At 74.0% G+C, this 11,853-nt stretch carries 13 protein-coding genes; 6 read left to right on the top strand and 7 right to left on the bottom strand.

What is annotated here, in order from left to right; translation table 11 throughout:
* Together G3I53_RS15440 and G3I53_RS15435 are read left to right on the top strand one after the other, a co-directional pair.
* A partial coding sequence (locus tag G3I53_RS15440; RefSeq protein WP_164438451.1) for a zinc-binding dehydrogenase occupies window positions 1-307 on the top strand: 307 nt, incomplete at its 5' end.
* A gap of 44 nt (window positions 308-351) precedes the next feature.
* A complete protein-coding gene (locus tag G3I53_RS15435; RefSeq protein WP_164338136.1) occupies window positions 352-786 on the top strand; it encodes a PPC domain-containing DNA-binding protein in 435 nt (144 codons plus the stop codon).
* An 18-nt stretch (window positions 787-804) separates the two neighbouring features.
* Here G3I53_RS15435 and G3I53_RS15430 read toward each other — a convergent pair whose 3' ends face one another.
* Entirely contained in the window at window positions 805-1,323 is a 519-nt protein-coding gene (locus G3I53_RS15430; protein ID WP_203592559.1) for a MarR family transcriptional regulator, read from the bottom strand.
* A gap of 132 nt (window positions 1,324-1,455) precedes the next feature.
* Between G3I53_RS15430 and G3I53_RS15425 the strand changes: the two genes are divergently transcribed.
* Entirely contained in the window at window positions 1,456-3,573 is a 2,118-nt protein-coding gene (locus tag G3I53_RS15425) for an MMPL family transporter (protein ID WP_164338135.1), read from the top strand.
* Window positions 3,574-3,585: 12 nt separating this feature from the next.
* On the opposite strand, the gene G3I53_RS15420 is transcribed toward G3I53_RS15425, so the two are convergent.
* The 4 genes from G3I53_RS15420 to G3I53_RS33900 all read right to left on the bottom strand — a co-directional run bounded on the left by G3I53_RS15420 (window position 3,586) and on the right by G3I53_RS33900 (window position 6,455).
* On the bottom strand, window positions 3,586-4,386 hold the full coding sequence (locus G3I53_RS15420) for a thioesterase family protein (RefSeq protein ID WP_164338134.1): 801 nt from the start codon (window positions 4,384-4,386) through the stop codon (window positions 3,586-3,588).
* Window positions 4,272-4,853: a hypothetical protein gene (locus G3I53_RS33905; RefSeq protein ID WP_239063915.1), complete on the bottom strand. Its 582-nt coding sequence runs from the start codon at window positions 4,851-4,853 to the stop codon at window positions 4,272-4,274. The genes G3I53_RS15420 and G3I53_RS33905 overlap by 115 nt, the downstream gene beginning before the upstream one ends.
* A gap of 111 nt (window positions 4,854-4,964) precedes the next feature.
* Window positions 4,965-5,813: an NAD(P)H-binding protein gene (locus G3I53_RS15410; RefSeq protein WP_164332732.1), complete on the bottom strand. Its 849-nt coding sequence runs from the start codon at window positions 5,811-5,813 to the stop codon at window positions 4,965-4,967.
* A 75-nt stretch (window positions 5,814-5,888) separates the two neighbouring features.
* The gene (locus G3I53_RS33900) at window positions 5,889-6,455 is read right to left on the bottom strand and encodes a hypothetical protein (RefSeq protein ID WP_239063914.1); all 567 of its coding nucleotides are present in this window, start codon (window positions 6,453-6,455) and stop codon (window positions 5,889-5,891) included.
* 36 nt (window positions 6,456-6,491) lie between these two features.
* On the opposite strand from G3I53_RS33900, the gene G3I53_RS15400 reads away from it, so the two are divergent.
* Window positions 6,492-7,181 carry a response regulator transcription factor gene (locus G3I53_RS15400; RefSeq protein ID WP_164348907.1) on the top strand — a complete coding sequence of 230 codons (690 nt, stop codon included), beginning with the start codon at window positions 6,492-6,494 and terminating at the stop codon, window positions 7,179-7,181.
* Window positions 7,178-8,488: a HAMP domain-containing sensor histidine kinase gene (locus G3I53_RS15395; RefSeq protein WP_164337598.1), complete on the top strand. Its 1,311-nt coding sequence runs from the start codon at window positions 7,178-7,180 to the stop codon at window positions 8,486-8,488. Before G3I53_RS15400 ends, G3I53_RS15395 begins: the two co-directional genes overlap by 4 nt.
* A gap of 6 nt (window positions 8,489-8,494) precedes the next feature.
* Here the strand turns inward: G3I53_RS15395 and G3I53_RS15390 are convergent, their stop codons facing one another.
* Complete coding sequence (locus G3I53_RS15390; protein WP_164337597.1) at window positions 8,495-9,328, bottom strand: CAP domain-containing protein; 834 nt, start codon at window positions 9,326-9,328, stop codon at window positions 8,495-8,497.
* 245 nt (window positions 9,329-9,573) lie between these two features.
* On the opposite strand from G3I53_RS15390, the gene G3I53_RS15385 reads away from it, so the two are divergent.
* On the top strand, window positions 9,574-10,179 hold the full coding sequence (locus G3I53_RS15385) for a DUF998 domain-containing protein (RefSeq protein WP_164438450.1): 606 nt from the start codon (window positions 9,574-9,576) through the stop codon (window positions 10,177-10,179).
* A 10-nt stretch (window positions 10,180-10,189) separates the two neighbouring features.
* Here G3I53_RS15385 and G3I53_RS15380 read toward each other — a convergent pair whose 3' ends face one another.
* Window positions 10,190-11,101 (bottom strand): YceI family protein, encoded by a 912-nt coding sequence (locus G3I53_RS15380; protein ID WP_164338303.1) that lies wholly within the window; start codon window positions 11,099-11,101, stop codon window positions 10,190-10,192.
* Window positions 11,102-11,853 lie beyond the last annotated feature (752 nt).

Below are 11,853 nucleotides of genomic sequence, written 5' to 3'. Positions count from 1 at the left end.
GGCCGACGCCGTCGAACTGCTCGCCCACGGCGGGCGCATGGTCGCGATGGTCGGGCTCGGCGGCGGCCCCGGCGAGCTGTCGCCCGGCCGCCTCTACACCAAGGACGCGAGCATCGTGGGGTTCGCGATCAGCAACGCCGGCGTGAGCGACCTCGCGCGGGCGGCGCGGGCGGTGGGGCGGCTGCTGCGGGACTCGCCGTGGCGCCCGCGGATCGCGGGGCGGCTCCCGCTGGCGAGGACGGCCGAGGCCCACCGCCGGCTGGAGGCCGGTGAGGTCCGCGGCCGACTGGTTCTCACCGTTCCCTGAACACCGCCGGGTTGCCGGGGGCCGCGCCGGGTACCCGGCCGGGCATGCGGTGGCAACAGGTGCGGCAGGGACCGTCGGCGGTGTACGTGGTGGTGCTCGACCCGGGCGAGAATCCCGTGGCCGAACTCACCGCCTTCGCGCGGGACCGGTCGCTGGGCGCCTCCCAGATCACCGCCGTGGGTGCCTTCTCGGAGGCGGTCGTCGGCTGGTTCGACCGGGAGGAACTGGACTACCGGCCCCTCCCGGTCGACGAGCAGTGCGAGGTGCTGTCGCTGATCGGTGACGTCGCCGTCGCCGACGACGGGCCCGCGCCGCATCTGCACGTCGTGCTGGGCCTGTCCGACGGCTCCACCCGCGGCGGCCACCTGCTGTCGGGACGGGTCTGGCCCACCCTGGAGGTCGTCGTCCGGGACAGTCCCGCCGAGCTGGCCAGGACCCACCACCCCGAACTGGGCCTGAGCCTGATCGACCTGCGGTGAGCGGAGCCGGACGGGGTGTCAGCCGACCGGGGCGGAGGGCGCGGGAGTCTCCCGCAGGCGGCCCAGTTCGTGGTTCATCTCGGCGAGGAAACGGACGACGACCATCAGCTCGTCCCGGGTGAAGCGGGCGCGTGCGGTGTCGGTGCTGAGGGCCAGCGGCCGGAAGAAGTCGCGGGCGACCTCCCTGGCCGGGTCCGCGTAGTGCAGGTGCACCACCCGGCGGTCGCCGTCCGCCCGGACCCGCCGTATGTGACCGGCCTTCTCGAGCCGGTCGACGCAGGCGGTCATGGCGCCCGAGGTCAGGTTCAGGTGCTTGCGCAGCCGGCCCGGCGTCATCGGACCGAGCGCAGGGTCGTCGTCCAGGATCGCGATCAGCGCACGCATGTCGGTCAGGTGCAGGCCCTGGGACTGGGCGAACTCCTCCGTGACGCGGTTGAGCTCGCCGTTCATACGGCGCAACAGGACCGCGAAGGACTGCAACCCCGTGGGGTCGTCCTGCGGAACAGATGGCGAGGGGGTGCTGACCGGGCCGCTCATGCGCCCAGTATATGTTTGCTCGATCATCGAGATACTCGATCGCTGAGGTATCGATGAGGTGACCCGCTCGCCCCCTTGTCGTTGATCCCTGCCGTCCTTCCACCTGTTGTCACCTTCCGCCGGAGGAGTCCGATGAGAACCGCACCCCGCTGGGCCCGGTGGGCCGTACCGCTCGTCCTGCTGGTGGTGTGGCTGGGCGTGGGCGGGACCCTCGGGCCCTACGCGGGCAAGCTGGGCGAGGTCGCCACCAACGACCAGTCGACGTTCCTGCCCGAGAGCGCCGAGTCCACCCGGGTCCTGGAGGCCCGTGAGGCGTTCGACCAGTCCGGCACCCAGCCCGCGATCGTGGTGTGGACGGCGGACGGCGACCGGATCACCGACGCCCAGCGGGCCGCGGCCACGAAGGCGGTCGCCGGGCTCACCGGGCGGCCCGGGGTCGTCGACCGCCCGTCACCCGCCTTCCCCTCCGACGACGGACTGGCCCTGCAGGCCGTGGTCCAGCTGGAGTCCGACCTGGGCGACGAACTGCCCGGCGTCCTGGACGACGTGCGTGAGGCGGTGGGCGACGTACCCGGCACCCGGGCCCAGATCGCGGGACCGGCCGCCAGCCAGGCCGATCTGTCCGACGCCTTCGCCGGCATCGACGGACTGCTGCTGGGCGTGGCCCTGAGCGCGGTCCTGCTGATCCTCCTGCTCGTCTACCGCAGCGTCCTCCTGCCGTTCGTGATCATCCTCGGCTCGGTGTTCGCCCTGTCCCTGGCCTGCGCGGTCGTCTACTTCCTGGCCGACCGGGACGTCGTCATGGTCGACGGGCAGGTGCAGGGCATCCTCTCCATCCTCGTGATCGGCGCGGCCACCGACTACGCGCTGCTCCTGGCCGCCCGCTTCCGGGAGGAACTCGCCCTGCGCGAGGACCGGGCGACGGCCGCCCTCGTCGCGGTGCGCCGCTCCTTCGGCGCGATCACCGCCAGCGCCGCCACCGTGGCCCTCGGCCTGCTCGCGCTCTTCGCCAGCGACCTCACCAACACCCGGGCCCTCGGCCCGGTGGGCGCCATCGGCATCGTCTGCGCCGTGCTGTCCACGCTGACGTTCCTGCCCGCCGTGCTGGCCCTCGTCGGGCGGGCCGCCTACTGGCCGTCCCGGCCGAAGGCGTCCGGCCCGGACGACGAGGGCAAGGGCATCTGGCACCGCGTCGCGGCGACCGTGGACCGCCGGCCGCGCCGCACCTGGGTGGTGACCGCGCTGGGCCTGGCCCTGCTCGCCGGCTTCTCCTCCACCCTGACCGCCAAGGGTGTGCCGCTCGACGAGATCTTCGTCAACGACGCCCCGTCCGTCTCCGCCCAGCAGACGATCACCGAGCACTTCCCGGGCGGCTCCGGCAACCCCGCCGTCGTCATCGCCGACGCCGACCGGGTCCGCGAGGTGACGGCCGCCGCCGAGGACACCGGGGGCGTGGCGTCGGCCGCCGCGGTCTCCGAGTCCGGGCAGCCGGGAGCAGGCGAACCACTCGTCGTCGACGGCCGGGTCCGTGTCGACGTCACGCTGAGCGACTCCGCGGACAGCGACGCCGCCAAGGAGACCGTCCAGCGGCTGCGCGAGGCGGTGCACGCCGTGCCCGGCGCCGACGCGCTGGTCGGCGGCTACACGGCCCAGCAGTACGACACCCAGCAGACCGCGGCCCGGGACCGCATGGTCATCGTGCCCGTGGTGCTCGGCATCATCCTGCTGATCCTGGTCGCGCTGCTGCGGTCGCTGCTCGTCCCGGCCCTCCTGGTGGCGACGGTCGCGCTGAACTACCTGGCGACCCTCGGCGTGGCCGTGCTCGTCTTCGAGCACCTCCTCGGCATCAGCGGCATGGACGCCTCGGTGCCGCTGTACGGGTTCGTGTTCCTGGTCGCGCTCGGCGTGGACTACAACATCTTCCTGATGTCCCGGGTGCGGGAGGAGGCACGGACGCTCGGCCCGCGGCAGGGCGTCCTGCGCGGACTCACCACGACCGGCGGCGTCATCACGTCCGCCGGGGTGGTGCTCGCCGCCACCTTCGCCGCCCTGATGGTGATCCCGCTGGTCTTCCTGGTGCAGCTGGCGTTCATCGTCGCCTTCGGCGTCCTGCTCGACACCCTCGTGGTGCGGTCCCTGCTGGTGCCCGCGCTGGTGATCGACATCGGCCCCCGGGCCTGGTGGCCCAGCTCCCTGGCCCGCGGCGCCACGACCGCGCGGGACAGGGAGAAGGCCGGCGCGACCACCTGACGGCCGCCCGCCCTACGGTCCGTCGGCGCCCGGCATCGGCCGGACGGTGAGGATCTGCTGGGCATGGCCGACCGGCCCCTCCACGTCGTGGAGGACGGTGCTGGTGATGCCGTGGCCGGTGGGGCCGAAGGTGACGGTGGTGTCGAGCCCCGTCCAGCGCCCCACCGGACCGCGGTGCAGGTGGATCGTGAGGTCCACGTTGGGGAACATCCAGGCGGTCGGCGGCTGCCGGACCGCGATGCCGTTGGCGGTGTCGACGAGCGCGACGAACGACGCGAGCGCGCTGACGGGCTGCCCCGCGACGAGGTCCAGGCCGGTGGAGAGCCAGGCCGTGGTCCGGCCCGGCTGCGGCGGCGCGACCGGGCGGACGTCCAGGGAGGCCACGTACCCGCCCGGCCAGACCGAGTCCATGGGCCAGGGCGCCAGGGTCTCCGGAGGGGCGAGCCGGTCGTCGGGGCCGCCGGCGACGGCGGAGGTGTCGGCCGACGCCAGGAGCCAGGCGCGGGCCCGCACCGCGGGACGGCCGGCGATCAGCGCCACCGCTTCGAGCAGCTCTATGGTGCGGCCCGGCCTGATCGTCTCCACCCGGATCTCGCACTCGTCCAGGGCGAGACGGCCCAGGATGTCGTAGCTGATCCGCGCCGGGGCCAGACCGTTGTCGGGCCGGCCGGCCAGGTACCGGTCGATCGCGTGGACGATCAGCCCGCCGAGCGGACTGAAGTGCAGCTCGTCGGTGTCCCACGCGCCGCTCGCGTGCGCGGTGGGCTTGTAGCGGTGCTCGTCGATGGGCTGGTAGTAGCTGCCGGAGTACAACGGGTGGTCCTCGTGCTTCGGTCGCGGGATGCGGACATCGGTGTCCGACGACCGTACCCGTGGTGATCAGCCGGGGGTGAGGCCGGTCGGAGCCCGTCCAGCTCGGCGAGGAGACCGGCGTCGCGCATGCGGGGCAGCCCGTACCCCTCCCGCTCGTCCCAGTCGACGTCCAGGTCGTCCAGGTGGACGTGCCACGCCGCGTCCGGCAGGGCGCGGCGCAGCTCCGTCACCGAGTCCAGCACATGGCCGATCACCGGGAGCAGCCGGTCCGGGGTGCCGGGCAGCCGGGTCGAGCCGGCCGGCACCTGCCCGGGCTCGCCGCCCCCGCCGTCGTAGAGGTGCGGGGGCTCTTCGTCGGCGTAGGGGAAGGAGGCGAGCCGGGCGGCGGCGATCCGGTCCACGGCGGCCCACTCCTCCGCCGTCAGCGGCTCGGTCCGGCGGGCGCTGCAGCAGAGGGAGACGCTCATGGCGCCGAGCCTGCTGACGGGCGCCGGCAACGGCCCGGCGGCGGGCACGCCGGCCCGCGGGGGCCCGGGCGCATCCGAGGAGTCCCGGCACCCCCGCGGCGTGGGCCGGGCTCAGGGAGCGCCGGGGGCGGTGAACGCCGCCGCGTGGTCGGCCGCCCAGCGGGCGAAGGTGCGGGCCGGCCGCCCGGTGACCTTCTCGACGGTGTCGAGGACCGTGCGGCCCACCTCCGGGGTGTCGCCGTACACCTGCAACAGGAAGCCGATCACCTCCTCGGGCTGTCCGGCGGCCCGCCAGCGGGCCACGGCCTCCTCCTCGCTCAGCTCGACCAGCGTGATGTCCCGGCCGCGGGCGGCGGCGAGGGCCGCCACCTTGTCCGCCACGGTCAGCGTCTCCGGACCGGTGATCACGTACTCCTGGCGGGCGTGCCCCTCCTCGGTGAGCGCGACCGCGGCGACCGCGCCGATGTCGCCCTCGTGGACCATGGCGCTCAGCCGGGACACGAAGGGCTCGCGCACCTCGTCCGCCGTCACGATCCCCTCCGCCCACTCCAGGGCGTTGGCCATGAACTCGACCGGCATCAGCACCGTCCAGTCCACCGAGCCGTCGGCGCGTACGGCGTCCTCCAGCGGGCTCGGCCCGCCGCCGTGCAGCACGGTCACCCGGCGCACCCCGGCCTTGCGGGCTTGCTCCACGATCCGCGGGCCGGTCTCCAGCGGGGCGAAACCGCCGCCGTCGAAGGTGATCAGGTGCAGGCCGGTGACGCCCTCCAGCGCCGGGACGAGCGTGTCGGGTGCGGCCAGGTCGCCGCGGACCACCTCGACGCCGGCCGGGAAGGCGGCCTTCGCCGGATCCCTGGTCAGGGCCCGGACCGCGTGGCCGCGGGCGAGCAGTTCGGCGACGACCTGACGGCCGACGGTGCCGGTGGCACCGGTGACGAGAATCTTCTGCGTGTGGGTCATGGGACGACCGTAGGGAGCCTTGCGGTCACCTGCTGTCCGCGATCACGGGTGTCCTCGCGGGGTGTGCCGGAGCGGTCAGAACGACGTCTCGCGGACGCTCACCCGGTCCGGGGACCCGGCCGTGGCGGTCACCTCGGAGCGCTGCCGTCCGCCGGAGAAGGTCACGGTGAGCGCCTGGGGCGAGGTCTGTCGCGTGCTCACCGTGAAGCCCCGGTTGGGCACCGCGGAGATCAGGCACACCCGGCCCCCGCCGAACCGCACCGTCGTCTTCCCGCCCTGGGCGGGCACCGTGTGCACCCCGGAGCCGGCGTCCGTGCAGCCGGCGTCGCTGCCGCCCGTCTCCACGGGACGGGGAGTGGGACGGGTGGTCGGGGTGCGCGGCGCACTCGGCTCCGGCGACGTCTCGGCCGTCCGCGTCGGCGTCGGGCGGGGCGTGCGGGTGCTCCGCGACGGACTGGGGGAGGGGGACGGGGGCGGCGACGCCGGCCGCGTGGCCGCCGGCAGGTCCTCCGGCGCCGACTGCGCGACGGGCGCCGTGGGCCGGGTCGAGCCCACGACGAAGTGGATGGTGACGATGACGGCCGTCACACTGGCTGCCGTGCAGGACAGCCATATCAGCAGGTAGCGCAGGAGGCGGGGCACGACACCATAGTGACGGACGCGCTAACGTTCCGGCTCATGGCCTCCGTACTGGTCGTCGAGGACGACGCCGTGATCCGGGCCGCGCTGATCGAGGTCCTCAGTGGACACGGCCACGCGGTGAAGACCGCACACCAGGGCTTCGAGGCGCTGCGCGAGATCACCCAGAGCCCGCCGGACATCGTGGTGCTCGACCTCGGCCTGCCCGACCTGGACGGCCTCGACGTGCTGCGCATGATCCGCGGGATATCCCGCGTCCCGGTGCTGGTCGCCACCGCCCGGGACGACGACACCGAGATCATCCGGCTGCTCAACGCCGGCGCCGACGACTACCTGGTCAAGCCGTTCTCCGGCGGTCAGCTCGCCGCCCGGCTGGGCGCCGTGCTGCGCCGCTCGGCACCCGCCGACACCGGCGCGCCCCGGCCGCCGGCGCTGCACGTCGGCGACCTGCACATCGACCCCACCGCGCGCACGGCGCACCTGGCCGGCCGGGAGCTGCCGCTGACCCGCCGCGAGTTCGATCTGCTCGCCTACCTGGCCGCCCATGCCGACCAGGTCGTCTCACGGCAGCGCATCCTCACCGAGGTGTGGCAGCAGCCGTACCTCGAGGAGCAGACCGTGGACGTCCACCTGTCCGCACTGCGCCGGAAGCTGGGGGAGAAGGCGCGCCAGCCGCGCTACCTGCACACCGTGCGCGGTATCGGCATCAAGCTGGTCGGCTCGCCGTGAGACGCGCGCTCGCCGGTATCGCGCTCGCCGTCACGTCGATGGTGGCCCTGTCGTTCCTCATCCCGCTCGCCCTGCTCGTCCGGGAACAGGCCCGCGACCAGGCCACCACCGTCGCCGAACAGCGCGCCTCCGCCCTGTCCCCGGTGCTGGCCCTCACCACCCGGCGCTCGGACGTGGAGCAGGCCCTGGGCGAGATCGGCTCGCCGGGCCGGCTCGCCGTGCGGCTGCCCGACGGCGACGTCGTCGGCACCCCGCACGCCCCCCGCAGCGCACTGGACCGTGCCGTCGAGGACCGGCAGACCCTGGCGCTGGACACCGAGGAGGGCTGGAGCTACCTCCAGCCCGTCGTCCTGCGGGGCGACCGGGTCGCGGTCGTCGAGTCCCACGTGCCCGCCGCCGACCTCAGCCGGGGCGTCGCCGCGTCCTGGGGCGTGATGGCCCTGCTCGCCCTGGGCCTGGTCGGCGGTTCGGTCCTGGTCGCCGACCGGCTCGGCGCCCGCGTCGTGCGCTCCTCGCGCAGCCTGAAGCGGGCCTCCCTCGCCCTCGGCTCGGGCGACCTCGACGTGCGCGTCGAACCGGACGGCCCGCCGGAGCTGCAGGAGGCCGGGGCGGCGTTCAACACCATGGCCGACCGGGTCGTCGACCTGCTCGCCGTCGAGCGGGAACTGGTCGCGGACCTCTCCCACCGGCTGCGCACCCCGCTCACCGCGCTGTGCCTGGAGGCGGACCGGATGGGGCCCACGCCGAGCGCGCGCCGCATCGCCGAGGCCACCGCCCAGCTGGAGAGCGAACTGGACGCGGTCATCACGGCCGCCCGGGCCCCGCTGGCGGTCTCGCAGCCGGGCGGCGCGGCCCACGACCCGGCGAAGCCGTGCGACGTGTCCGAGGTGGTCGCCGAACGCCTGGAGTTCTGGGCCGTCCTCGCGACCCAGCAGGACCGGCCGTGGGAACGCTACTTCACGCCCCGCCCCACCCCGGTCCGCTTCCCGCAGGACGAGCTGGCGGCGGTCGTCGACGCCCTGATCGGCAACGTCTTCCGGCACACGCCCCAGGGGACGGCCTTCGCGGTCCGCGTGGAGCGGGCCGACGAGCGGGTCCTGCTCACCGTGGACGACGCCGGCCCGGGCGTCGACGACCCGGAGGCGGCGCTCACCCGCGGGGTCAGCGTCGGCGGCTCCACGGGCCTCGGCCTGGACATCGTGGCCCGCGCCGCCCGGGCGGCGGACGGGGAACTGACGATCACCCGTGCGCCGATGGGCGGCGCACGGGTGCGGGTGTCGTTCGCGCTGGCGTCCGCGCGGGGGTGAGCCGGCTCAGCGGCTCGCGCCGAAGTTCTGCGTCCACCAGGGGCCGCCGTCACCGAAGTGGACGCCGACGCCTATCTCCTTGAAGGAGCAGTTCAGGATGTTGGCGCGGTGGCCGGGGCTGTTCATCCAGGACTTCATCACCGAGGCGGCGTCGGCCTGCCCGCGGGCTATGTTCTCGCCCAGCGTCGACCACTGGTACCCGGCGGCCTCGACCCGGGTGGTCATGGTGGAGCCGTCGGGGCCGGTGTGGGACATCACGCCGCTCGCGGCCATCACGTCGCTGTAGTCGTCCGCGGCGCGGGTCAGCCGGGCGTTGGCCGTCAGCGGGGAGCACCCGGCCGCGGCCCGTTCCTGGTTGACCAGGGCGATCACCTGGGTCTCGGCGCTGCCGCCCGGGCTGCCGGAGCCGCCCGAGCCGGACCCCGAGCCGGAGGCGCCGCCGCCGGTGCCGCGGTCGCTGCCGGCCTTGGTGGAGGGGCGCTCGGGTGCCTTGGCGGCCTGCGTCGGAGTCGCGGTGCGGGTGGGGGTCGCCGACTTCGACGCCTTCTTCTTCCCGGCCTTCTTGCTCGGGGACGCCTCGGGGGAGGCGCTCGCGCTCGTGGACGGGGAGGCGGACGGCGTCGTCTCCTCCGCCGAGGGGGCCTGGTCGACCGTGCTCGCGGCCACCCGGTCCGAGGCACCGTCGTCGCCGTCACCGTCGCCGCCGATGCCGGTCAGGGCGAATCCGACGACTGCCGTGAGGACCGCGGCACCGAGCACCAGGGTGGTGTTGCGCGTCCGGTGCCCGCCGCCGGGGCGGGCGTGGGAGCGGGGCTTGCGGGCGGCTCGGCGGGAACCCATTGCGTAGGACACCTCGGTCGGTCGGTCGGTCGGAGGGAGACCCGGTGGGCGCGATGGCACCCACCGGGACTGTGGGGGGTGCTGCGAGCGTAGGGGCCGGAGGAATGGATTCCGCGGTTCGAAGGTCAACTTCAAGAAGCCTTAAGAAAACCGCCAAGGTCTGTTGAGGTCGGGCGGCCGGGACGGGCCCCACCGACCGGTCGAAGGTCCGACGAATGGTGTTTTGTCTGCTTTACCGTGTCCCGGTGCGACCTGTGCCCAAGTGGACCTTGCTCTCGTCGGGATGCGCGCCCCTGCTGCTGGCCGGCGGCTGGACGGTCGCGGGGCACCTCGAAGGGCCCGCCTACGATCCCGTGACGCAGACCATCAGCGTGCTGGCGGCCCAGGGCGCGGCGGGGGCGTGGGTGATGACGGCGGCGCTGATGGCCCTGGGGGTCTGCCACCTGCTGACGGCCTGGGGTCTGCGGGCAGCCGCGGCCCCGGGGCGGGTGGCGCTGGCGTGCGGGGGAGTGGCGGCGCTGGTGGTGGCGATGGTGCCGCCGCCGAGCAGCGGGGGCTCGCTGCGCCACGGCTCGGTCGCGGCGGTCGGCTTCGCGCTGCTCGCCCTGTGGCCCGTCCTGGCCGCCGACCGCAGCCGCACCGCGCCCTGGCCGCTGTGGCCGGCGACCTCCCTCGCCGTGACCCTGGCGATGGGGGCCGGGGCGCTGTGGTTCCTGTTCGAGATGGACGACGACGGGGCCGCCGGCGTGGCCGAACGCGTGGTGACCTCGATGCAGTCGCTGTGGCCCTTCGTGGTCGCCGCCGCCTGCGTCCACCGCGCCCGGAGCCGGTACCGGGCCACCGCGTCCTGACGGGCGGGGGCTACTCGGGCGGCGTGGGGGTGTCGTGGGTGCGGTACATCGCCTGGACGTCCAGTTCGAGCTGGACGGTGGGGCCGACGACCGCGATGCCGCGGGCCAGCATGGAACGCCAGTTGAGGGTGAAGTCCTCGCGGTGCAGTTCCGCCCGGGCCAGGGCCGCGCAGCGCAGCTCCTGCCCGTAGCCGCCGTTGACCGTGCCGAGGTAGGTGGTGTCGAGGCCGACGGAGCGACTGGTGCCGTGCATCGTCAGCGTGCCGTGCAGGGTCCACTTCGAGCCGCCGTGGTAGGCGAAGCGGCTGCTGACGAAGTCGATGTGCGGGTAGCGCTCGACGTCGAGGAAGTCGGCGGACCGCAGGTGGTTGTCCCGGGTCCGGTTGCCCGTGGCGATGCTGGAGGCGTCGATGCGCACCGACACCTGGGAGTCGGTCATGTCCGGCGCGACGCGGATGCCGCCCTGGAACCGGGTGAACCGGCCGTGCACGTGCGCCATGCCGACGTGCTGGGCGATGAAGCGGATCGCGGTGTGCGGCGGATCGAACAGCCAGGTCCCGGCCGCGGGCAGCTCCAGCCGGCGGGCGGGCACGAGCTGCACGCGCGCGGGGGCGGGCACGAGTCCGGCGTGTATCTCGACGGTCCGGCGGTCCGGGGACAGCCCCTCGGCGGCGGTCAGCACGCTGTACGCACCCGGCGGCAGAGCCGCGAGGAACAGGCCGTACGGATCGGTGGTGCCCCGGGCCGCGACCCGGTGGCTGTCCAGCGCGGTCACCGTCACCTCGGCCCCGCCGACGGGCTGCTCCCCGCTGTCGACGACCGCGCAGGCGAATCCGCCGGCGCCCGCGGGGAGGAGGGCGGAGAGGTCCGGCGTGGCCCCGGAGGCCCCCTCGCGCCGTCGCCGCAGCAGTCCGAGCACCATGCAGTTCACACCTTTCGTCATATGTGTCACCGGGCGTGCGGAGGCGCCGGGACACGTTCGCGGTTGCCAAGGGCTGTCGAGGGGGTGGGCGGCGAGCTCTGGAATCCGCCCGGTCCCGTATGGATCATAAAGGCGTCGGCAGGGAGCAGATCACCCCGCATCGGCCCGGGCGAACGGTGACCGGGAGCGGTGAATTGAGCCATTGTGTGAGAATGTTCCGGAAAGTGCGGGCTTCGAGGATGCCGGACGGGCTCTGATTTGCGTTCCTGCACTGGCAAAGTGTGGAGGGGGTGAAGCCCGGCTCACGGGGACCCCACGGCTTCCGCACCTGGCCGCCGTCTTGGGGCGGGCGAAGCGGGCGACCCGTACGTCCGGGTGCGACGGGGGTCACATGCGATCGGCAAACCTTCTCTTTGCGTGTTCTTGACCTGCGTATAAGCTGCAAACAGGTGGACGAGCTGCCGTGCGGTGGCGATCCGCCCATTTCTGTGATTCCTCGCCCGATCGGGCGAGACGCGATAATTGGCACAGTATGAGGAGAGGGTGCGCGGGGGATGTGTCCCCCGGGGGCCGCGGCGGACACAAGGGTGGAGGTTTCGTGCGATGAGCGAAACGGTCAGGGCGGTGAACCGCTCCGCCGGCCACCCCTGCACCCCCCGCCCCAGGACGACGGCGGGCCGGCGGGCAGCCCCCGGCGCCCTCCGAGCCCGCCCCGACGGCGGCCACCGCGCTGACGCCCGGCGTGACCGCCG

The organism is Streptomyces sp. SID14436, from assembly GCF_010548465.1.
Taxonomy (GTDB): domain Bacteria; phylum Actinomycetota; class Actinomycetes; order Streptomycetales; family Streptomycetaceae; genus Streptomyces.
This window is presented reverse-complemented; position numbering and strand designations above follow the sequence as displayed.